At 60.8% G+C, this 20,497-nt stretch carries 22 protein-coding genes and 1 tRNA gene; 18 read left to right on the plus strand and 5 right to left on the minus strand.

The window, feature by feature from the left end; translation table 11 throughout:
• Window positions 1–9: 9 nt before the first annotated feature.
• The 5 genes from ABRP88_RS02665 (at window position 10) to nrdE (ending at window position 4,891) form a co-directional block, all read left to right on the plus strand.
• The gene (locus ABRP88_RS02665) at window positions 10–1,359 is read left to right on the plus strand and encodes a sugar porter family MFS transporter (RefSeq protein ID WP_349836051.1); all 1,350 of its coding nucleotides are present in this window, start codon (window positions 10–12) and stop codon (window positions 1,357–1,359) included.
• 127 nt (window positions 1,360–1,486) lie between these two features.
• Complete coding sequence (gene ykgO / locus ABRP88_RS02670) at window positions 1,487–1,609, plus strand: type B 50S ribosomal protein L36 (RefSeq protein WP_003847162.1); 123 nt, start codon at window positions 1,487–1,489, stop codon at window positions 1,607–1,609.
• Between the two features lie 369 nt (window positions 1,610–1,978).
• Window positions 1,979–2,218 carry a glutaredoxin-like protein NrdH gene (nrdH, locus tag ABRP88_RS02675; RefSeq protein ID WP_284771043.1) on the plus strand — a complete coding sequence of 80 codons (240 nt, stop codon included), beginning with the start codon at window positions 1,979–1,981 and terminating at the stop codon, window positions 2,216–2,218.
• A gap of 24 nt (window positions 2,219–2,242) precedes the next feature.
• The gene (gene nrdI, locus ABRP88_RS02680) at window positions 2,243–2,674 is read left to right on the plus strand and encodes a class Ib ribonucleoside-diphosphate reductase assembly flavoprotein NrdI (protein WP_284771044.1); all 432 of its coding nucleotides are present in this window, start codon (window positions 2,243–2,245) and stop codon (window positions 2,672–2,674) included.
• Between the two features lie 54 nt (window positions 2,675–2,728).
• Entirely contained in the window at window positions 2,729–4,891 is a 2,163-nt protein-coding gene (gene nrdE / locus ABRP88_RS02685; protein ID WP_284771045.1) for a class 1b ribonucleoside-diphosphate reductase subunit alpha, read from the plus strand.
• Here the strand turns inward: nrdE and ABRP88_RS02690 are convergent.
• Entirely contained in the window at window positions 4,888–5,574 is a 687-nt protein-coding gene (locus tag ABRP88_RS02690; protein WP_284771046.1) for a FadR/GntR family transcriptional regulator, read from the minus strand. The two genes, nrdE and ABRP88_RS02690, sit on opposite strands and share 4 nt — an antisense overlap.
• Window positions 5,575–5,704: 130 nt before the next feature.
• Between ABRP88_RS02690 and nrdF the strand changes: the two genes are divergently transcribed.
• The 4 genes from nrdF (at window position 5,705) to ABRP88_RS02710 (ending at window position 10,636) form a co-directional block, all read left to right on the plus strand.
• Window positions 5,705–6,694, plus strand: coding sequence for a class 1b ribonucleoside-diphosphate reductase subunit beta (gene nrdF, locus ABRP88_RS02695; RefSeq protein WP_239269910.1), 990 nt, complete (start codon window positions 5,705–5,707; stop codon window positions 6,692–6,694).
• A 329-nt stretch (window positions 6,695–7,023) separates the two neighbouring features.
• A complete protein-coding gene (gene ctaD, locus ABRP88_RS02700; RefSeq protein WP_284771047.1) occupies window positions 7,024–8,718 on the plus strand; it encodes an aa3-type cytochrome oxidase subunit I in 1,695 nt (564 codons plus the stop codon).
• Between the two features lie 81 nt (window positions 8,719–8,799).
• A complete protein-coding gene (gene serB, locus ABRP88_RS02705; RefSeq protein WP_284771048.1) occupies window positions 8,800–9,921 on the plus strand; it encodes a phosphoserine phosphatase SerB in 1,122 nt (373 codons plus the stop codon).
• Entirely contained in the window at window positions 9,914–10,636 is a 723-nt protein-coding gene (locus ABRP88_RS02710; protein WP_284783334.1) for a peptidyl-tRNA hydrolase, read from the plus strand. The genes serB and ABRP88_RS02710 overlap by 8 nt, the downstream gene beginning before the upstream one ends.
• Here ABRP88_RS02710 and ABRP88_RS02715 read toward each other — a convergent pair.
• Together ABRP88_RS02715 and ABRP88_RS02720 are read right to left on the minus strand one after the other, a co-directional pair.
• Window positions 10,602–12,566 carry an ATP-dependent DNA helicase gene (locus ABRP88_RS02715; RefSeq protein ID WP_284785549.1) on the minus strand — a complete coding sequence of 655 codons (1,965 nt, stop codon included), beginning with the start codon at window positions 12,564–12,566 and terminating at the stop codon, window positions 10,602–10,604. The genes ABRP88_RS02710 and ABRP88_RS02715 overlap by 35 nt on opposite strands.
• Before the next feature lie 18 nt (window positions 12,567–12,584).
• The gene (locus tag ABRP88_RS02720) at window positions 12,585–13,913 is read right to left on the minus strand and encodes a nicotinate phosphoribosyltransferase (RefSeq protein WP_284783339.1); all 1,329 of its coding nucleotides are present in this window, start codon (window positions 13,911–13,913) and stop codon (window positions 12,585–12,587) included.
• 143 nt (window positions 13,914–14,056) lie between these two features.
• On the opposite strand from ABRP88_RS02720, the gene clpS reads away from it, so the two are divergent.
• The 8 genes from clpS to rdgB all read left to right on the plus strand — a co-directional run bounded on the left by clpS (window position 14,057) and on the right by rdgB (window position 19,407).
• Entirely contained in the window at window positions 14,057–14,356 is a 300-nt protein-coding gene (gene clpS / locus ABRP88_RS02725) for an ATP-dependent Clp protease adapter ClpS (protein WP_034654354.1), read from the plus strand.
• 4 nt (window positions 14,357–14,360) lie between these two features.
• Entirely contained in the window at window positions 14,361–14,897 is a 537-nt protein-coding gene (locus ABRP88_RS02730; protein ID WP_284783340.1) for a DUF2017 domain-containing protein, read from the plus strand.
• Entirely contained in the window at window positions 14,897–15,811 is a 915-nt protein-coding gene (locus tag ABRP88_RS02735) for a P1 family peptidase (protein WP_349836055.1), read from the plus strand. The genes ABRP88_RS02730 and ABRP88_RS02735 overlap by 1 nt, the downstream gene beginning before the upstream one ends.
• 13 nt (window positions 15,812–15,824) lie before the next feature.
• Window positions 15,825–16,457: a rhomboid family intramembrane serine protease gene (locus ABRP88_RS02740; RefSeq protein ID WP_349836056.1), complete on the plus strand. Its 633-nt coding sequence runs from the start codon at window positions 15,825–15,827 to the stop codon at window positions 16,455–16,457.
• Window positions 16,457–17,236, plus strand: a complete 780-nt coding sequence (gene murI / locus ABRP88_RS02745) for a glutamate racemase (protein WP_349836058.1) — start codon at window positions 16,457–16,459, stop codon at window positions 17,234–17,236. Before ABRP88_RS02740 ends, murI begins: the two co-directional genes overlap by 1 nt.
• Before the next feature lie 72 nt (window positions 17,237–17,308).
• Window positions 17,309–18,070 carry an MBL fold metallo-hydrolase gene (locus tag ABRP88_RS02750; RefSeq protein WP_349836060.1) on the plus strand — a complete coding sequence of 254 codons (762 nt, stop codon included), beginning with the start codon at window positions 17,309–17,311 and terminating at the stop codon, window positions 18,068–18,070.
• 15 nt (window positions 18,071–18,085) lie between these two features.
• Window positions 18,086–18,814 (plus strand): ribonuclease PH, encoded by a 729-nt coding sequence (gene rph, locus ABRP88_RS02755; RefSeq protein ID WP_237801525.1) that lies wholly within the window; start codon window positions 18,086–18,088, stop codon window positions 18,812–18,814.
• Window positions 18,808–19,407 carry an RdgB/HAM1 family non-canonical purine NTP pyrophosphatase gene (gene rdgB, locus ABRP88_RS02760; RefSeq protein WP_349836062.1) on the plus strand — a complete coding sequence of 200 codons (600 nt, stop codon included), beginning with the start codon at window positions 18,808–18,810 and terminating at the stop codon, window positions 19,405–19,407. Before rph ends, rdgB begins: the two co-directional genes overlap by 7 nt.
• Here rdgB and ABRP88_RS02765 read toward each other — a convergent pair whose 3' ends face one another.
• Window positions 19,408–19,758: a DUF3817 domain-containing protein gene (locus ABRP88_RS02765; protein ID WP_284783350.1), complete on the minus strand. Its 351-nt coding sequence runs from the start codon at window positions 19,756–19,758 to the stop codon at window positions 19,408–19,410.
• A gap of 3 nt (window positions 19,759–19,761) precedes the next feature.
• Window positions 19,762–20,286 carry an MreC domain-containing protein gene (locus ABRP88_RS02770; protein WP_284852513.1) on the minus strand — a complete coding sequence of 175 codons (525 nt, stop codon included), beginning with the start codon at window positions 20,284–20,286 and terminating at the stop codon, window positions 19,762–19,764.
• A 96-nt stretch (window positions 20,287–20,382) separates the two neighbouring features.
• On the opposite strand from ABRP88_RS02770, the gene ABRP88_RS02775 reads away from it, so the two are divergent.
• Window positions 20,383–20,464 (plus strand) — tRNA-Leu (locus ABRP88_RS02775).
• The last annotated feature ends 33 nt before the right edge of the window (window positions 20,465–20,497 follow it).

Consider the following 20,497-nt stretch of genomic DNA (forward strand, 5'->3'; position numbering starts at 1 on the left):
TTGCGTGCTGTGAATAAAGAAAGTTATGTCAAGGTAGTTGCAGCAATTGCCGCCCTTGGCGGTTTATTATTTGGATACGACACCGGCGTGATGTCCGGTGCTTTGCTGTATATCACCCCGGAATTTAATATGACAGCCCACCAAGAGGGGTGGGTGACCTCCATGCTGCTGGTAGGTGCCGCGGTAGGTGCTTTGACCGCAGGCCACATTGCGGACCGGTTTGGCCGCCGCTTTACGCTGATTGCCGGCGGCATCATCTTTGTTTTGGGCTCCATCTGGTGTGCACTGGCGGGCTCGGTGACCATGCTAGCCACGGCCCGTACCTTCCTGGGCTTTGCCGTCGGTGCGGTATCCATTGTTTCGCCCATGTATATCTCGGAGATGGTGCCAGCCAAGATCCGCGGACGCATGGTCTCCCTGAATACCCTGTTGATCGTGGTAGGCCAGTTGCTGGCCTACCTGGTGAACTCGGCCCTCGCGCCCACTGAAAGCTGGGAATGGATGCTGGGACTTGCGGCCGTACCGGGTGCGGCCCTGGCTGTGGGGATGATCTTCTTGCCAGAAACCCCAGTCTGGTTGGCCACGCACAATAAGATGTCGCGGGCCCGCGAGGTCGCAAGCCGCGCCGGGATGGATCTGGCGGAGCTTACCTCCCAGGAGACGGCGCGTCGTTCCAGCGGCTCCGAGTGGAAGGCGCTGAAGGCCAATCGCTGGATGCAAGTGACGGTATTGCTCGCCATGCTGATGGGCCTGACCCAGCAGATTACTGGCGTTAATGCCATCGTCTACTTCGCGCCCACCATGATGAGCCAGGTAGGAATTTCCACCACCAACTCGGTCTATACCTCGATTGTCATTGGTGTGGTCTCCGTCATCGCCTGCTGGGTGGGCCTCAAGGTGGTCGACCGTATTGGCCGCAAGCGCCTGCTGCTTATCGGCCTGACCGGCAACGTGATTTCGCTATTCATCTTGTCCGTGGCGTACTCGCACGCAGCCGATTCCACCACGATGGCGATGGTCTCACTGGTATTCATGGCCTCGTTCATTGCCTTCCAGCAAGCAGCGGTCTCGCCGACGACCTGGCTGCTCATCTCGGAGCTCGTGCCCCTGCAGGTACGCGGCTTGGGCATGGGCATCGCCGGGCTCTCGCTGTGGGCCACCAACTGGGCCGTGGCCCAGTACTTCCTGCCGCTGGTGGAGTGGCTCACCGGCCCGGTGGCCTTTGGAGTCTTTGGCGTGCTGGGGCTCATCGCCATCGGCTACACCCGCATTTTGGTACCAGAGACCATGGGACGTAGCCTGGATGAGGTAGGCGAGGAGATGAAATCCCGCTACTCGCGGGAATCCGCGCCCCATTAAGTCCTAGTGTTTTGGTCTTAATGGCCGCGTGAGGTAAAATTATTCCTCGTGTCATGGCTGGGGATTCCCAGTCCGTGCTTTATTTACTCAACCGCATGTAGATTGCGCATAACGAAAGGAGCGCCCGATGAAGGTCCGTAAGTCCCTTCGGTCGCTGAAGAAGAAGCCGGGCGCCCAGGTTATTCGCCGCCACGGTAAGGTCTTCGTGATCAACAAGAAGGATCCCCGTTTCAAGGCCCGTCAGGGCTAATTGAAACTTAAGAAAGTCCGCCTCCTCCGAGAATTTGGAGCGGGGCGGATTTTTTATTTCTACGCTTCGACGCCAGAATGTGAACTTTGCCACATGTTTAGGTGAATAGAAGGTAAACCCGCAGGAATGTCAGGCGTGTAGTTTCACGGTTGGGTGCCGGGGCGGTCAACATGTGGGGTCTCGCCCCTGGCCCTCCTGGGAATATCATGGGTGTAACTACTATATGTTGTGTTAGTTGCGGTCAATTCCCCCAAAGTATAGTGTCGTTGGTGTCGCTCAGAGCGGTGCAGGAAGTGGCCTGAAAAGGGGTCAGAACCTCCGCTTTCTACGAGCAAAAGCTATCTCGCAAAAGGATTTTAGGGAGTTATTATGTCTATCACCGTCTACACCAAGCCTGCTTGCGTTCAGTGCAATGCCACCAAGAAGGCCCTTGACCGCGCGGGTCTGGATTACAACGTGGTAGATGTCACCGTGGACGATGAGGCCCGTGACTACATTATGGCTCTGGGCTACGTCCAAGCACCCGTCGTAGAAGCCAACGGCGGGCACTGGTCCGGCTTCCGCCCCGACCGCATCAAGAACCTTGCCGAGCTAGCCGCCTCTGCGTAAGTAGCCGAGGAGGGAGGTGCCGTCATGTTGGTCGTGTATTTTTCCTCTACTACGGAAAATACGCACCGGTTCGTGCAGAAGCTAGGTTTCCCTAGCGCGCGAATCCCCCTGCGCCGCACCGATGAGCCGCTAGTGGTCAACGAGCCTTTCGTCTTGGTGTGTCCCACCTACGGCGGAGGAGCTTCCATTAGCCACCAAAACTCCCGGCCCGTACCGGTGCAGGTAATTAGATTCCTTAATAATGAGCACAACCGCAGTTTTATTCGGGCGGTTATCGCCGGAGGAAATAGCAACTTCGGCGCCGATTTTGGCAAGGCTGGTGACGTCATCAGCGCCAAATGTAAGGTGCCCTATGTATATCGTTTCGAATTGCTCGGAAACGATGAAGATATAAAAATTTGTCGCGAAGGCCTGCTGGCTAATGCTTCCCAGTTGGGACTGGATGGGGCAGCCTAGCCGCGGTGCGACACACCTAATAGAATCCTGATTTTAAGAAAGGTCGCGTCAGCTGTGAGTACGCAATTGGGAAAGACCGTAGCAGAGCCAGTATCGCAGGAAGAGCAGCTGGATTACCACGCGCTCAACGCAATGCTGAATCTCTACGACGGAGACGGCAAGATTCAATTTGATAAGGACCGCGAGGCCGCCAATCAGTTCTTCTTGCAGCACGTTAATCAGAACACGGTCTACTTCCACGACTTGGAAGAGAAGATCGATTACCTGGTGCGCAATAAGTACTATGACCCAGCGGTCATTGAGGCTTATGACTTCGAGTTCATCAAGTCCCTATTCAAGCGCGCCTACTCTTATAAGTTCCGCTTCAAGTCCTTCCTTGGCGCCTATAAGTACTACACCAGCTATACGCTGAAGACCTTCGACGGCCGCCGGTACCTGGAGCGCTTTGAGGACCGCGTCTCCATGACGGCGCTTTTCCTTGGTGATGGCGATGGTGAGCTGGCAGAGCGCCTCGTCGATGAGATCATGACCGGCCGCTTCCAGCCGGCTACGCCAACCTTCCTGAATGCCGGCAAGCAGCAGCGCGGCGAATTGGTTTCCTGCTTCCTGCTCCGCATCGAAGACAATATGGAATCCATCGGTCGTTCCATCAACTCCGCGCTGCAACTGTCCAAGCGCGGCGGCGGCGTGGCCCTGCTGCTGTCCAATATCCGCGAATCCGGCGCGCCGATTAAGCACATTGAGAACCAGTCTTCTGGCGTCATCCCTGTGATGAAGATGCTGGAGGATGCATTCTCCTACGCTAACCAGCTCGGTGCGCGCCAGGGTGCGGGCGCGGTGTACCTCAACGCCCACCACCCGGACATCATGAACTTCCTCGACACCAAGCGCGAGAACGCGGATGAAAAGATCCGCATTAAGACCCTGTCCTTGGGCGTGGTGATCCCGGATATCACCTTCGAGCTGGCCAAGAACAACGACGACATGTACCTGTTCTCGCCGTACGACGTCGAGCGCGTCTACGGCAAGGCCTTCGGCGATATCTCCGTTACCGAGCATTACGAAGAAATGGTGGAGGATCCGCGCATCCGGAAGAAGAAGATCAACGCGCGCCACTTCTTCCAAACCGTGGCGGAGCTGCAGTTCGAGTCCGGCTACCCGTACATCATGTATGAAGATACGGTAAACCGCGCCAACCCGGTCAAGACCTCCCGCATCAATATGTCCAACCTGTGCTCGGAGATATTGCAGGTCAACTCCGCTTCCGAGCTCAACGCGGATCTTTCTTATGACCAGGTGGGCAACGATATTTCCTGCAACCTGGGTTCGCTGAATATCGCCATGACCATGGACTCGCCGGACTTCTCCCAAACGGTGGAGACCGCGATTCGGGGGCTGACCTCGGTGGCGGATAAGACCTCCATCGATTCCGTTCCATCCGTGCGCAAGGGCAACGATGACTCACACGCCATCGGCTTGGGCCAGATGAACCTGCACGGTTACTTGGGTCGCGAGAACATCGAGTACGGATCCGAGGAGGGGTTGGACTTCACCAACGCCTACTTCGCCGCCATCATGTACGCAGCCCTGCGCGCCTCCAATAAGATTGCCCGCGAGCGCGGCACGACCTTTACCGAGTTCCCCGAATCCGATTACGCCAGTGGCGAGTTCTTTGACTCCTACGATCCGGCGGAGTTCCAGCCGCGCACGGAGAAGGTCAAGGCTCTTTTCGATGCCTCCTCCATCTACACTCCCACCGCAGAGGACTGGGCGGAGTTGAAGGAGGACGTTGCCAAGCACGGCCTCTACAACCGCAACCTGCAGGCGGTGCCGCCGACGGGCTCGATTTCCTATATCAACAATTCCACCTCGTCCATTCACCCGATTGCCTCCAAGATTGAAATCCGCAAGGAAGGCAAGATCGGCCGCGTATACTACCCGGCTGCGCATATGGATAACGACAACTTGGAGTACTTCAAGGACTCGTACGAAATTGGTTACGAGAAGATCGTTGATACCTATGCTGAGGCCACCAAGTACGTGGACCAGGGGCTATCGCTGACGCTGTTCTTCAAGGACACCGCTACCACCCGCGATGTGAATAAGGCGCAGATTTACGCTTGGCGCAAGGGCATTAAGACCTTGTACTACATCCGCGTGCGCCAGATGGCGCTGGAAGGCACCGAGATCGAGGGCTGCGTTTCCTGCATGCTCTAAGCGCGGGCGCGGTCCAGGATAGCGCGGGAGGTGCGCTCGGCGGCTTCGGCCTCGCCGGCGTCAATCTCCCGCGCTAAATCCATATGTAGCTGAGTGGTGCCGCGAATTGGATCCCGTTTGCGGGAGCCAAAAACGGATTTGCCCTTCAAGATAGTCAGCAACGCCGGTGCCAGCGCCGCGATCATCTCATTGCCGGAGGCCTCCAAGATAAGGGTATGAAATTGCAGGTCGGTTTCGAGTTCTTCGCCTACCCGGGGGGAAGGGGTGGTCTCGAGCTCGCTGAGCCGGCCCGCCAGTCGCAGCAATTCGCGGCGCTGCTGTGGGCTGGCATTGCGCGCGGCAAGCTGCGCCGCCACCGGCTCGATACCAAGGCGCAGCTCGTTGAGTCGCGCCACCTGTTCCGCGCGCGTCTTATCGTGCGCCAGCCGCCACGAAATAACGGCGGGATCATAGACCGCCCAACTGCTGCGCGGCAGCACCTTGAGCCCCACTCGGCGCCCGGAGGAAACCATCCCCAGATGCTCGAGGGTACGCATGGCCTCGCGCGCTACGGTGCGGGAGATGCCAAAGCGCTTTTCGATGTCCCCAAGGCGAAACCGCGTGCCCTCCGCCATTTCCCCGCTGACGATATCCGTGCCCAGCTGGTCTACTACAGGGCCTAAAAGGGGAGTGGTTTCTGCCATGGCGCGGGCGTCCTTTCCTGGCTGTGTACTGCGCTTTTATTATAGGTGCGGTGCGGCGGGATGATGCGGGTTGGCATTGGGTATGCTGGGACTCGAAATTCTACACAGTGAAGCATTGGAGTGACATCGCGTGTCGCACGAATACGATGACTACGTTGCTAGTCATGACAGCCCGGTAAAAGCTATCAACTGGAATACCATCCCCGATGACAAAGACCTCGAGGTATGGGAGCGGTTGACCGGTAACTTCTGGCTCCCGGAAAAGGTCCCAGTCTCTAATGATCTCCCCAGCTGGAAGACGCTGACGGAAAAGGAAAAAGAAACCACCATGCGGGTCTTTACTGGCCTGACGTTGCTGGATACCATCCAGGGCACGGTCGGTGCGATCTCCCTGCTTCCGGATTCGCAGACCCTGCACGAGGAGGCGGTGTATACCAATATCGCCTTCATGGAGTCGGTGCACGCCAAGTCCTATTCCAATATCTTTATGACCTTGGCTTCCACCCCGATGATCAATGATGCCTTCCGCTGGTCCGAGGAAAACGAGAACCTGCAGAAGAAGGCGAAGATCATCTTGGCCTACTACAACGGTGATGATCCGTTGAAGAAGAAGGTGGCCTCTACGCTGCTGGAGTCCTTCTTGTTCTACTCCGGCTTCTATCTGCCGATGTACTTCTCTTCCCGGGCGAAGCTGACCAATACTGCCGATATCATCCGCCTGATCATCCGCGATGAGGCCGTGCACGGGTATTACATTGGCTATAAGTTCCAGCAGGAATACAAGAAGCTGGATGAAAAGCGCCAGGAAGAATTGAAGGACTACACCTTTGATCTGGCCTTTGAGCTCTATGACAACGAGATCGACTACACCGAGGACCTCTACGACGAGCTGGGCTGGACCGAAGACGTCAAGCGCTTCTTGCGCTATAACGCCAATAAGGCCCTGAATAACTTGGGCTTTGAGGGCCTCTTCCCAGCCGATGAGACCCGCGTCTCGCCGGCTATCCTGTCCTCTCTTTCTCCCAACGCCGACGAGAACCACGACTTCTTCTCGGGCTCGGGTTCGTCCTATGTCATTGGCAAGGCCGAGGACACCACGGACGATGACTGGGACTTCTAGCCGTTCTTAGTCCCCGCGCACCTTCGCTTCGGACTCAACCGAAAGGTTGATAACGAGCGGGGGGTGCGTTTTTCGGTTTTTGACCTGCACATCTCGCAGGCGTTGTGACATATGACACCCCTGCCTGCCCTAAAGAATTTAAACCTTAAATCGTGCCCGCCCCACGTGCAGGGGGTATGTGACGGTTGTGGTTATTGAGGGAATACCCCCAAGCTGGAGGACCATTAAGAGAAGCTGGCAAGAACGGGGGAAATGTCCTAATATAATCGAAGTAAACCTAGGTGTAGGTGGACCCAGTCCGCTGACACTTTGTTATTCAGGAGGATTCTATGACCGCTGTGGCGCCACGGGTCGACGATTACGTCGCTCCCACACGTCCAGAGCCAACCGGTAGGGAAAAGACCGGTTCAAAGGCTTGGGTATTTTTAACCACCACCGACCACAAGCAGCTCGGCATCATGTACTTGATCATGGCCTTCAGCTTCTTCTTCCTTGGTGGCTTTATGGCATTGCTGATCCGTGCGGAGCTTTTCACCCCGGGTCTGCAGTTCCTGTCCAATGAGCAGTTCAACCAGCTGTTCACTATGCACGGCACCGTGATGCTGCTGCTGTTCGCTACGCCAGTTGTTTGGGGCTTTGGTAACTACATCCTGCCTCTGCAGATCGGCGCGCCGGACGTGGCCTTCCCACGTCTGAACTCCTTTGGTTTCTGGGTAACCCTGCTCGGCGGTGTCGTCATGCTGCTGGGCTTTATCACTCCTGGTGGTGCGGCTGACTTCGGCTGGACCATGTACATGCCGCTTGCCGATGGCGTACACACCCCCGGCATCGGCGCCGATATGTGGATCGTCGGTGTGGGCGCTACCGGTGTCGGTACCATTGCCTCCGCCATCAACATGATCACCACCATCTTGACCCTGCGCGCACCGGGCATGACCATGTTCCGCATGCCGGTCTTCTGCTGGGGCATCTTCACCGCCTCCGCCATCGTGCTGATGATCTTCCCGCTGCTGACCGCAGCCGCCTTGGGCGTGCTGTATGACCGCAAGCTGGGCGGCCACATCTACGATTCAGCTAACGGCGGTGCCATCCTGTGGCAGCACCTGTTTTGGTTCTTCGGCCACCCTGAGGTCTACGTCCTCGCACTGCCGTTCTTCGGCGTTGTCTCCGAAATCGTTCCGGTCTTCTCCCGCAAGCCGGTCTTCGGCTACATCGGCTTGGTCTTCGCCATTCTGGCCATCGGCTCGCTGTCCATGGCCGTGTGGGCACACCACCTGTTCGTCACCGGCGCCATCCTGCTGCCGTTCTTCTCGTTCATGACGTTCCTTATTGCGGTGCCTACCGGTGTGAAGTTCTTCAACTGGGTCGGCACCATGTGGAAGGGCCACATCACCTGGGATACCCCGATGATTTGGGTCATGGGCTTCATGGCTACCTTCCTTTTCGGTGGTATGACCGGTGTTATGCTCGCTTCTCCGGCGCTGGACTTCCACTTGGCTGAGTCCTACTTCCTGATTGCGCACTTCCACTACACCCTGTTCGGTACGGTTGTGTTCTCCGCCTTCGGTGGCCTGTACTTCTGGTTCCCGAAGATGACCGGCCGCATGCTGGACGAGCGCTTGGGCAAGATTCACTTCTGGCTGACCTTCATCGGCTTCCACGGCACCTTCCTGATTCAGCACTGGGTCGGCAACATGGGTATGCCGCGTCGCTACGCCGACTACCTGGAGTCCGATGGCTTCACGGTCTTCAACCAGATTTCCACCATCTTCTCCTTCGTCCTCGGCGCTTCCGTTATCCCGCTGGTCTGGAACGTCTTCAAGTCCTGGCGCTACGGTGAGGTCGTTACCGTGGATGACCCATGGGGCTACGGCAACTCTCTGGAGTGGGCAACCTCCTGCCCGCCTCCGGGCCACAACTTCACCTCCTTGCCACGCATCCGTTCCGAGCGTCCGGCATTCGAGCTGCACTACCCGCACATGGTTGAGCGCATGCGCGAGGAAGCTCACGTGGGCAAGCACTAAAGCCGCACTTTAACTCCTGACTACAGCCGCCTTCCCCAGCCTCTTAGAGGTAGGGAGGGCGGCTTTGGCGCGTGTGGGATAATGGTCGTTGTGAATACTCAAGCTGACACCACGACCATTACTAGTCTCGGACCAGACGCTCCCGGAGCGGCCGCCGCTTTCTTTACTGCGTTGGCTGATTTTCCCGTCCCGCTTGCCGATGTCCACCTCGCCACCGCCTCCAACCACCTCGCCCTCACCGCGCAGTGCGATCTGTCCAGCACCGATACCGCAGCACTAGGGGATCGCGTGCGCGAGGCCATGGCGCCGTTCGAGCATGAGGTGTCTATTGCACAAAGCTATGCTGTTGCCATTATTGGTGAGGAGATAAACGCGGGGGATATTAGCGCGGTGCAGAGCGCCGTGAATGGGGAGACGGTCCGCATGCGCCGGATAGCGCTGGATTCCCTTTTCGCCGTGGAACTTACCGTGGCACTAGAAGATGCCGCCGCGGCGCGGCGGGCTCTGCGGGAGATTGCCGCTGAACGCGGTATCGATATCTCCCTCGAGGGCCTAGGCCATCGCGGCAAGCGTTTGGTGTGCTTCGACTGCGATTCGACCCTGATTGAAGGTGAGGTCATCGAGATGCTCGCCGCCCACGCAGGCAAGGAAGCAGAAGTGGCCGCCGTAACCGAGCGCGCCATGCGCGGCGAATTGGACTTTGAGGAGTCCCTGCGCGAGCGCGTCGCGGTGCTGGAGGGCCTGGATGCCTCGATTATCGATGAGGTCGCCCGCGATATCGAGCTGACACCCGGCGCTAAGGAAGCGATCGGAACCCTCCACCGTCTGGGCCACCGCACCGCCGTGGTCTCGGGTGGCTTTATTCAGGTGCTCGAGGGCTTGGCCACAGACCTCCAGCTCGACTACGTGCGGGCCAATACTCTGGAAATCCGCGATGGCAAGCTGACCGGTAAGGTCATTGGGAAGGTGGTCGACCGCCAGGCCAAGGAAGACTTTCTGCGCGAATTCGCCGCGGATTCCGGAATCGGGATGGAGTCCACCGTTGCGGTGGGCGATGGCGCCAATGACATCGCCATGGTCACCGCCGCCGGGCTGGGCGTCGCTTTTGATGCGAAGCCGGCGCTGCGCGAGGCCGCCGATGCCTGCATCACACCGCGCCGCCTCGACGCCGTCCTACCGATGTTGGGAATTGCCAATGTCTAAGTTCGAGATAGCGCACCAACGCCTCGTTGCCGCCTGTACCGCTCGGGATTCCCACGAGGACCCCGCGGATCCGTCGACCGTGCAGGCGATGCAGATAGCCCTCCACCTCCCCAAGCAGGATCCCCCGGCGCGCAGCGAGGTGCTTACCGCGGCCGCCCGCGCCGTGGTGGCCGCCTGTCTAGATGACCGCGCCGGCGAGGACGGTGCCTTCGCCGCGGCGCTCGCGCAGTGGTACGGCCACCGCATCCGCAAGATTGCCCGCCGGGCGCGCAATAAGGCGTGGCGCGATGTGCAGCTGCTGCCTGGTGTCACCGTGGATGACCGCGCGCGTGCCTTTGCACCTTCAGCGGTGGGGGAGGTGGACCCGCTCATTAGCAAGCTGCAGATCGGCCACACCGACCTCGCGATGGACGAGTCAGGGCCTCCGCTTGCCGATGCCCCCATTATCTACGTCGACCGCAGCCTCGCCATGACCGCGGGCAAGGCCGCCGCCCAAGTGGGCCACGGCTCGATGATGCTCGCCGCCGCCATGAGCCAAGAGGAGGCTGCGGCTTGGGCGGCAGAAGGTTTTCCGCTCTCTGTCCGCGAGGCGGACGCAGAGACATTTCGCACCGCCTGCGCGCAGGAGGACGCGGTAGTCATCATCGATGCCGGGTTTACTGAGATCGCCCCGGATTCGGCTACCGTGTGTGCGCTGCGGCGACCAATCGCTTAAGGGCACCGCGCACCGTTTCTGGGTTCGTGGTTTGCCAGAACCGCGGCATGGATGCCTTGAGGAATGCGCCGTAGCGCTTGTATTCCAGCCGGTTATCCAGCACGGCGACGACCCCACGGTCCGTTACGTGGCGCAAAAGCCGCCCGGATCCCTGCGCCATGAGGAGCGCCGCGTGATTGGCGGAGACCTCCATGAACCCGGAGCGGCCGGCGGCGTCGGCTGCCTGGGAGCGGGCCTGCAGCAGTGGGTTATCGGGTCGCGGAAAGGGGATGCGGTCAATGAGGACTAGCGAGCACGATGGCCCCGGCACATCCACGCCTTGCCAAAGCGTCAAGGTGCCAAAGAGACAGGAGTTCTCCTTCGTGGAGAACTTATCTACCAGCGTGCCGATGGCATCTTCGCCCTGCACATACAGGTCAAACGGCAAACGCGGCGCCAGGGCCTCCGCGGCCTCTTCCGCCGCCCGGCGCGAGGAGAATAACCCCAGCGTGCGCCCGCCGGCGGCCATGATGAGCTCGTATATTTCTTCCAAGGTTTCGGAGGACAGGCCATCCCGCCCCGGCGCGGGGAGGTGTTTCGCGGTATACAAGATGCCGGCCTTCGCCGGGTCAAAGGGCGTTCCTGCATCGAGCGTGTCATACGTACCGGACGGCAGGCCCCATTGTGCCGCCATGGCGTCGAAACGCCCGCCCAGCGCCAGCGTGGCCGAGGTAAGCACCACCGTTTGCTCCCCAAATAGGTTCTCGCGCAGCATGTGCGCGATAGACAGCGGCGCGACGGCGAGGGTATCGGTGCCTTCCAGCCACACCACATCGTCTTGCGCGGCGGGGTCGTCGGTGGCGAAGACTTCCAGGATCCGCCGGATCGCCTCGGCCAAGTCCGTGAGGTGATTACTTAAATTTTGGCGCTCGGCGTTCTTTTCGGGGTCATCGTTGGCCTCGCCTTCTGGGGCGCGGGAGATGAGGGATTTAACGCGCAAGAACTCATCGGCAAGCGCGCGCAAGTGCGCCTGGGAGGTCTCATCCAAATCCGTCCACCGGCCGGGCTCCTGGACGCGCAGCAGATCATCGAATTCATCGGCCAACTCCGCTAGGTTTCCGGCATTGCCCAGTGACTTTGCGCGGTTCGCCGCCATTTTAATGGCGCGGGAGGTAATCTCCGCGGTGGAAACGGAGGTAATGCGCCCATCGAGCTCGTGTGCCTCATCGATGATCGCCACATCATGTTCGGGCAGGATACTGGCCTCAGAGATGGCATCGATGGCGAGCATGGCGTGGTTGGTGACGATGATATCGACATCGGCAGCAGCCCTGCGGGCCTCTTCGGCGAAGCAATCCGCACCATGCGGGCAGCGCCCGGCTCCCAAGCATTCATTTGAGGTCACCGATACCGCCCGCCACACCAGATCCGGAACGCCGGGCTCTAAATCGTCCCTGTCGCCGGTCTCGGTCTCCTGCGCCCAGTCGTGGATGCGGCGCACGGCCTTGCCGCGGTAGGAGATATCGGATTCATCGATAAGAGCCTCCGGGTCATCCGGGGTAGCCGCAATCTTATTCAGGCATACGTAATTATTGCGGCCCTTCATGATGGCGAAGGTGGGGGTGCGCTCCATGACATCGGCTAGCGCCTCCGTTAGCCGCGGGAGGTCGCGCTCCACCAACTGGCGCTGCAGCGCCAGCGTGGCCGTGGAGACGACGACGGTGGAACCCGAGTTCATCGCATGCCGGATGGCCGGAACCAGGTAGGCCAAGGATTTACCCGTACCCGTGCCCGCCTGGACGGCGAGGTGGCGCTCCTTTTCTAAGGCCTTAGATACCGCGTTGGCCATGCGAACCTGGCCCTCGCGGCGGGAGCCGCCGAGCGCGTCCACCGCCGCGCTTAGCAGCGTTTCCGTGTCGTGGTTTAGGGGCTCATCTGCGGGGTCACTCACCCCACACAGTCTAGCGACCTAGTCCTTAAAGCCCACCATTCGCGTGGGCACGGCGGCGTCATCGCGCGAAAGCGCCAGTCCCTCCCACGGCAGGGTCTTGCGGGCCTCGTCCAAGTAGGTGCGAGAGGCCTCCAAATCCGGCAGGTCCTCCACGATGTGCCCATCGCGCATCAAGGGAATGGTCAATTCGCGGGTGGTGAGCTGGCCTGTATCCGGCGCGTCTGCGGCAAAGGGGTAGACGACTTCCTCGACCGCCACGCCGGAAGACCGGTAGGTGCGCAGCGCGCGCTTTGCCCCGCCCACCGATTGCTTGGACGACGAGCGCTTGGCCACCGGCACGCCGTCAACCTCAACGACCTTGTAGACCATGCCCGCGGTTGGGGCACCTGAGCCGGTGACCACGGAGGTACCTACGCCGTAGACATCAACGGGATCACCGCGCAGGCCCGCGATGGCGAACTCATCCAAATCGGAGGAAACCACGATATTGGTATTGTGATTGCCCAGCTCATCGAGCTGCTTGCGCACGCGGCGGGTCACCGCGCCTAGGTCACCGGAATCGATGCGCACCCCGCCAAGCTCTGGTCCGCCGACCTTGACCGCGGTTTCGACGCCCTTGGTGATGTCATACGTATCCACCAGCAGGGTGGTATCGATGCCCAGGGTATCGATTTGCGCGCGGAAGGCCGCCTCCTCATTGCTCGTGCCATCCGGGTTCGTGTGCGCCAAGGTCCAGGCGTGGGCGGCGGTGCCAGATACCGGGATGCCGTAGCGGAAGCCTGCCTCCAAATTGGAGGTGGCGGTAAAACCGGCGAGGTAGGCGGCGCGAGCGGCGGTCACAGCGGCGTACTCGTGGGTGCGGCGGCTACCCATCTCCAAAATGGGACGGCCGTCGGCGGCAGTGACCATGCGGGATGCGGCAGAGGCGACGGCGGAATCGGCATTCAAGATGGACAGCACGATGGTTTCTAGCACCACGCACTCACCAAAGGTGCCGCGCACCGTCAAAATGGGTGAGTTGGGAAAGTACAGCTCGCCCTCGCGGTAGCCATCGATCTGCCCGGAAAAGCGCCAGTCGCGCAGGTACTGACGGGTATCTTCATCCAGGAAATCCATCTGTTCTAGCTGCTCAGGGGAGAAGCGGAAATCTTCCACGGCGCGCAGCACGCGGTCTGTGCCGGCGACGACACCGTAGCGACGCTCATTGGGCAGGCGGCGGGAAAAGACCTCGCAGGTCACGTTGCGGTGGGCGGTGCCATCGCGAAGCGCGGCTTGCAGCATGGTGAGCTCGTATTTATCCGTGAGCAAGGCGGTGGAGCGATCGATAGGGCGTGCTATGTCATTCATGAGCCTGATACTACTCACAGCTTAAGAAGCTTTCAGCATGCCTAGCCACCACCTTGGTGAGCTGCGGGGCGACCCTATGCCCAAAATGCCAGCGAAAAATGATTAGGCTATAAGGCATGAAGCCGCAACACCCCGAAGTCCGTATGAGCTCTCCCATGGCCACGCCCGACTTGGATGAAGGAATCGAAGTTGATGTGGCCGCGAGCGAGAACCTGCCGTGGATGTGCATCGTTTGGGACGATCCCGTCAACCTGATGAGCTACGTGTCCTACGTATTCCAAACCGTTTTGGGCTACGACAAAAAGCGGGCCAACGAACTGATGATGCAGGTCCACACAGAAGGCAAAGCCGCCGTGTCCAGCGGCGAGAAGGACAAGGTCGAGGCGGACGTAAAAAAGCTCCAGATCGCGGGTCTGTGGGCGACGATGCAACAGGCAGGGTAGATAGATGAAACCGTGGAAAAAGAAGAAATCGCTCATGCGCGGGCCCAAAATCACGGCGGTATTCGAGCCCATGGAGCGCGAGGTCATTGGCAACCTCACCGCCACTGTCTCTGAAGCGATCATCGGCCGCGCCCAGTCCGCACCGAAAGACGAGCTGGCGGAAATGCTGGACATGCCCACCGGCCATACCGAAGCCCCAGAGGATCCCTCTTTGGCGCGGTTATTCCCAGACTTCCAAAAGCCCGGCGATGAGGAATACGACGGCGATGCCTCCCTTTTGCGCTCGCTGCACGAAAATGACATCGCGCGGGCCAAGCTGCGGAACCTGCAGGTCATCGGCAATGCGCTCGGCCCCACCGGCGGGGTAGAGGTCTCCATTTCGGAGCAGGAAGCCCAGGCCTTCGTGGCGGGGCTCAATGACCTGCGCTTATACGTCGCGGCCGGGGACGCGACCGACGAAAACCTCATGACGGACCGCGATACCTTGGTGGAATGGCTGGCCTATTGCCAGGATTCCTTGCTGGAAGTGTTGATGGATTAATGATTGACGGAATTAGCATCGGCCATTTTTCCGGCGAAGATACCGGCGCCACTGTGCTGTACTGCGGGCCGAAGGGTGCGCTAGCCAGCGTGGATGTGCGTGGCGGCGGGCCAGGCACGCGCGAGACCGATCTGTTGCAGCCGCACAATACCGTGGAACGCGTCCACGCCATCGTGCTTGCGGGAGGGTCCGCCTTTGGCCTGGCCGCTGCGGATGGCGTCATGCGCGAATTGGAAGCGCACGGGGTCGGTTTCCCCGTCTTTGGCGAGGATAAGCCCGGCCCGCGCGTGCCCATCGTGCCTGCGGCGGTGATTTTCGATCTGCTGGCGGGCCCCTCCCGCCCCGGTCCGGAGGACGGCGCGGTGGCGCTGCAGGCGGCTATGGCCGGCCACGACGAGACGGTTGGCACTGTCGGCGCGGGCGTCGGCGCCACGGCGGGCAAGCTGCGCGGCGGCTTCGGCCTGGCCACCCGCAAAGTGGGAAACTACGAGGTCACCGCCGCGATGGTGGCCAATCCCGTGGGTGAAGTCATCGATCCGCACTCCGGCCACCTCTACGGCGCGCCGGGCCGCACGCCGGTTAACGCGGACGCTTACCGCGACCTGCCGCACCCTGCGGCGAAGCTGAATACGACGATTGGCGCCGTGCTTACCGATGCCCCCGTTACCACCGCCCAGGCCCAACGCCTCGCCATGACGGCCCACGATGGCATTGCGCGCGCCGTTCGCCCCGCGCATTCACCGCTGGATGGCGATACCATTTTCGCCCTGTCGACGGCGCAGGAACCGGGTGAGGTGGATATGGTCCAGCTGTGCGCGGCGGCTGCCGACGTGGTGGAGGAGGCCATCGTCACCGCGGTCACCGCCGCACGCCCTGGCCTGGGGCTTCGCGCGTATCGCGACTTGCTCGGCTAAGATATTGCCCATTATGACTATGGGTGGAACTTCGCGTAATCAGCCGGTGCCGACTAGCACGACCAACCGCGGCCGCGGCCGCGTCAGCACCGGCCTATCCCTGGCCCTGGGGTTCCTGGCGGTGGAGTGGTCGGTCCACCTGATTAACGCCGTCGTCTTCGGCGGCGGGCTGTCCAATTACGGCATCCGCCCGCTCGACGTGGATGGCCTGTGGGGCATTATCACGGCGCCGTTGCTGCACGGCAACCTGGAGCACTTGATGTCCAACTCGCTGCCGGGCGCCCTGTTTTGCTTCCTGATCGGCTTGTCTGGGCGCCGGGTGTGGTGGGAGGTCACCTTGATCACCACCGTGGTAGCGGGTTTTGGCACGTGGTTCCTGGGCGGGGCCGGAACCTCGCATATCGGCGCGTCCGGGCTGGTTTATGGCTGGCTGGCCTACCTCGTGGTGCGCGGCGTATTCAATCGCTCCCTGCTGCAGATCCTCTTGGGCATTATCCTGGGCTTTTCCTATTCCGGGCTGATTTGGGGCGTGCTGCCCGTCGCGGAGGGCATTAGCTGGCAAGGCCACCTCTTCGGCGCCCTGGGCGGCGTACTGGCCGGCATGTTCATCACCTCCGATGATCCGGCAAAGGCAGGGAGGAAATAATGCCTAACGCATCATCTCCCATCGGCATCTTTGACTCGGGCGTCGGCGGGCTGACCGTGGCCCGCGCGGTGATGGAGCAGCTACCGCAAGAATCCGTTATCTATATGGGCGATACCGCCCACGGCCCCTACGGGCCGCGGCCCATCTCGCAGGTGCGGGCTTTTTCCCAGAACATCGCCGATAAGCTGGTAGAACGCGGTTGCAAGATGCTGGTCATCGCCTGTAATACCGCCACCGCGGCATTCCTGCACGATGCCCGCGAGCGCTACGATATCCCCATCGTGGAGGTCATCCGCCCCGCCGTGCGCCGCGCCATGTCCACCACGCGCAATGGCAAAATCGGCGTCATCGGCACCGAGGGCACCATCAAATCCGGCGCTTACCAGGATCTTTTCGCGCTCAACCCCAATGTAGAGGCGGTAGCCACCGCCTGCCCGGACTTCGTGCCCTTTGTCGAGCGCGGGATTACCGCGGGCCGCCAGATCCTCGGCGTCGCCGAGGGGTACCTCGCGCCCCTGCAGGCGCAAGGCGTGGACACCTTGGTGCTGGGTTGTACGCACTACCCGCTGCTTACCGGAATTATCCAGCTCGCCATGGGCGAAAACGTTTCCCTGGTGACCTCCTCAGAGGAGACCACGAAGGACGTCATGCGCCTGCTCACGGAAACGGACATGCTCGCCCCGGAGGGCAACCAACCGGTCCATTCCTTCGAATCCACCGGCGATCCTGAGGTCTTCGCCCAGCTGGCTACGCGCTTTTTGGGCCCGCAGATCGGCTAAGACGGCCGAAATTCCTCCCCCTTTTGCGCGCGGTACCAGCATTTGGGCCGGATTCATGGAACTATTGGTTCCATGAAGCTGACCATCCTAGGCTGCTCCGGTAGCGTACCCACCGCAGACAATCCTGCCTCCGGCTATGTCGTGTCCTTCGATAATGCACCGTCCATCATCCTGGATATGGGATCGGGCACGCTGGGCCAGCTAGCTAAACTGCAGGATCCGTGCGATGCCCACGTGGCCTTTAGCCACCTGCACGCGGATCACTGCGCGGATTTTCCCTCCCTCATGGTGTGGCGCCGCTTCCATCCCATCGCCCCGGCTGCCTCGCGCAACTTCTGCTTCGGCCCGTCTGCCACGCCGACGCACTTGGGCCGCCTGTCTTCGGACGAAGTGGATGGGATCGACGATATGTCCGATACCTTGGCGTTTAGCCCGTGGGTGGCGGGGGAGCGCCAGCTTGTCGATGACGTCTTTATCACCCCCTTCCCCGTTAATCACCCGGTAGAGGCCTATGCGCTGCGCATCGAGCACGCGAAGACCGGCAAGACCATTACCTATTCCGGCGATACGTCCTATACGCCCGCGCTTGTCGATGCCGCCCGGGGCGCCGATCTCTTCCTCTGCGAGGCCACCTGGGGTGCTTCCTCCGAGGGCATGGCACCTGGCATGCACATGTCGGGCGCGGAAGCGGGGCGCGCGGCGCGGGAAGCCGGCGTTCGTACGCTGGTGCTCATCCACATCCAGCCCTGGGGCGATGCGGAGGCCACCGTGGCGGCGGCGCGGGAGGAATTCGACGGCGAGATCGTGCTGGGTACTGCGGGCATGCAGTTCTAAGTTACGCTGGAGGGCATGACTGAATTTACTCGTGCCGATGGGCGCGCGCTCGATCAAATGCGCAGCGTCCGCATTACCCGCAATTTCACCACCAACCCGGCTGGATCCGTCTTGGTGGAGTTTGGCAATACCCGCGTGATGTGCACCGCCTCCGTCGAACTCGGAGTGCCGCGTTTCAAGCGCGATTCCGGCGAGGGTTGGCTGACCGCCGAGTACGCCATGCTGCCATCCGCCACCCACGACCGCATGCCGCGCGAATCCATGCGTGGCAAGGTGAAGGGCCGCACCCACGAGATTTCCCGCCTGGTTGGCCGCTCCCTGCGCGCCGCTGTGGACTTGGAGCAGCTGGGAGAAAACACCATCCAGCTCGACTGTGATGTGCTGCAGGCCGATGGTGGCACCCGCACCGCCTCCATCACGGGCGCCTACGTTGCGCTTGCCGATGCTATCGCCCACCTCAAGTCCGAAGGTGTTGTCCCCGGCGAACCGCTGCTCGATCCCATCGCTGCGGTCTCCGTGGGCATCATCGACGGCGAAATCTGCCTGGATTTGCCCTATGAGGAAGACTCCCGCGCCGAGGTGGATCTCAACGTGGTGATGCAGGAATCCGGCGACTTCGTAGAAATCCAGGGCACCGGCGAGCACGGCCTCTTCGGCCGCGAGCAGCTCAACGGCATGCTGGATGTGGCGCAGAAGGGCTGCAGCGAGCTCATCGCGGCGCAGAAAGCGGCGCTGGGATGGTAATCCTCGTCGCCTCCGGCAATCCGAAGAAGTTGGCCGAGCTCGATCGCATCTTGTCCGAGGCGGGCATTGAGGGCGTGGATCTGCGCCTGCTTTCCGAGGTCGAACCCTACCCCGAGCCCGTCGAAGATGGCCGCACCTTTGCCGATAACGCGCTCATCAAGGCCCGCGCCGGCGCCGCCACGGGTCTGGTGACTATCGCGGATGATTCCGGGCTGGCCATCGAGGAGCTCAACGGCATGCCAGGCGTACTCTCCGCCCGCTGGTCAGGCGAACATGGCAATGACCAGGCCAATAATGACCTGGTCTTGGCGCAGATGACCGATGTGCCGGACGAACGGCGTGCCGCCGCCTTCGTCTCCGTGTGTGCCCTCGTCACCCCCGAGGGCACTGAGCGCGTGGCCGAGGGCCGCTGGGAAGGCCAGCTACTGCGCGAGCCGCGCGGTGCCAATGGTTTTGGATACGACCCGCTCTTCCAGCCAGAGGGCGAGTCGCGTTCTGCGGCGGAAATGTCGCCCGCAGAAAAGAACGCGGTCTCGCACCGCGGCCGCGCCCTTTCCCAGCTGGCCCCGTTCATCGCGGAGCTGGCCGGCTAATTAAGCGTTGAGCTGGAATTGCTCCTCGATTTCCTTGCGGCGCTTGTGCTCCATCCAGAACGAGAGGAAAGGCACCACGCCGGCCAGCGCGGTGGTAATCAGCTTGCCGGCTGGCCACAGCGCGCGCGGGCCCAGAATCAGGATGGACAGTAGGTAGGCCATGTACGCGATGCCGTGCACGATGGCGATGTAGGTCGCCCACTCCGGAATCTCCGCGCCCAAGACGTACTGGAAGAACATGCGGATGACCAGGATGATCAGGAAGATACCGGTCACCGTGGCCGCGATGGAAAAGAACTTCAGCGGGCCGCGGATGCGCGCCTTGCGGTCTGGGTGTACCTGGTTTGTCATGATTTAGTTTCTCCTTTTATCTGTTGGGCCCTCGTCGCGACCCTCTGCGGGGGAACCGCGGCGGCGCCGAGGCTGATTCAACGCATTAAACTCTTCCACATTCAGCTGCGGGCGCTGCGGCAAGAAATCCTCATCGATGGCGGTTTTCTCCGCCGAGCTAGCTGCCGAGCCCCTCACCTCAGAACCATCGGGCGAATCAGATCCTGCGCTGGCGGTTTCGCCGATATTTTCAGGGGCGTTTTCTGAGGCGTTTTCTGAGGCCTGCAGCGAATCCATCTCCCGGGCTTCGTTTTCTGCGGCAAGGCGCTCATTTTCATAGCGCAGGGTGGTGCGATAAGCATAGACCACGAATACCGCAAATAGAGGCCACTGAAAGGCGTAGCCCAAGTTTTGAAAGGTGCCCGAGCCAGAGCGGAAGCGCGTCCACTGCCAATAGGCGAGGAAGAGGAAAAGCACCACGAAAAATATGACGAGGGCGATGTGCCACCACCGCACCTTCACGCGCCGTTTCTTCTGTTCCTCTTGCATACTCACTTCACCCACCCTACCTATCCACCGCCGCAATACGGAATGACCCTGGTTTCTCGTTTATCGACGCGCCGTGTACACTATTCAACGTTGCTTGCGCCCGTGGCGGAATTGGCAGACGCGCTAGATTTAGGTTCTAGTGTCTTATGACGTGTGAGTTCAAGTCTCACCGGGCGCACAAGAAAAGCACCGCAGTACTTGTTCTAAGGAC

The organism is Corynebacterium sp. KPL2734 (genome assembly GCF_040225595.1).
Lineage (GTDB): Bacteria > Actinomycetota > Actinomycetes > Mycobacteriales > Mycobacteriaceae > Corynebacterium > Corynebacterium rhinophilum.

Coding starts and splice junctions, on each gene's coding strand:
- ykgO (WP_003847162.1), top strand. CDS start 1,487: ATGAAGGTCCGTAAGTCCCTTCGGTCGCTGAAGAAGAAGCCGGGCGCC.
- nrdH (WP_284771043.1), top strand. CDS start 1,979: ATGTCTATCACCGTCTACACCAAGCCTGCTTGCGTTCAGTGCAATGCC.
- nrdI (WP_284771044.1), top strand. CDS start 2,243: ATGTTGGTCGTGTATTTTTCCTCTACTACGGAAAATACGCACCGGTTC.
- ABRP88_RS02690 (WP_284771046.1), bottom strand. CDS start 5,574: ATGGCAGAAACCACTCCCCTTTTAGGCCCTGTAGTAGACCAGCTGGGC.
- ctaD (WP_284771047.1), top strand. CDS start 7,024: ATGACCGCTGTGGCGCCACGGGTCGACGATTACGTCGCTCCCACACGT.
- serB (WP_284771048.1), top strand. CDS start 8,800: ATGGTCGTTGTGAATACTCAAGCTGACACCACGACCATTACTAGTCTC.
- ABRP88_RS02710 (WP_284783334.1), top strand. CDS start 9,914: ATGTCTAAGTTCGAGATAGCGCACCAACGCCTCGTTGCCGCCTGTACC.
- ABRP88_RS02720 (WP_284783339.1), bottom strand. CDS start 13,913: ATGAATGACATAGCACGCCCTATCGATCGCTCCACCGCCTTGCTCACG.
- clpS (WP_034654354.1), top strand. CDS start 14,057: ATGAGCTCTCCCATGGCCACGCCCGACTTGGATGAAGGAATCGAAGTT.
- ABRP88_RS02730 (WP_284783340.1), top strand. CDS start 14,361: ATGAAACCGTGGAAAAAGAAGAAATCGCTCATGCGCGGGCCCAAAATC.
- ABRP88_RS02735 (WP_349836055.1), top strand. CDS start 14,897: ATGATTGACGGAATTAGCATCGGCCATTTTTCCGGCGAAGATACCGGC.
- ABRP88_RS02740 (WP_349836056.1), top strand. CDS start 15,825: ATGACTATGGGTGGAACTTCGCGTAATCAGCCGGTGCCGACTAGCACG.
- murI (WP_349836058.1), top strand. CDS start 16,457: ATGCCTAACGCATCATCTCCCATCGGCATCTTTGACTCGGGCGTCGGC.
- ABRP88_RS02750 (WP_349836060.1), top strand. CDS start 17,309: ATGAAGCTGACCATCCTAGGCTGCTCCGGTAGCGTACCCACCGCAGAC.
- rph (WP_237801525.1), top strand. CDS start 18,086: ATGACTGAATTTACTCGTGCCGATGGGCGCGCGCTCGATCAAATGCGC.
- rdgB (WP_349836062.1), top strand. CDS start 18,808: ATGGTAATCCTCGTCGCCTCCGGCAATCCGAAGAAGTTGGCCGAGCTC.
- ABRP88_RS02765 (WP_284783350.1), bottom strand. CDS start 19,758: ATGACAAACCAGGTACACCCAGACCGCAAGGCGCGCATCCGCGGCCCG.
- ABRP88_RS02770 (WP_284852513.1), bottom strand. CDS start 20,286: ATGCAAGAGGAACAGAAGAAACGGCGCGTGAAGGTGCGGTGGTGGCAC.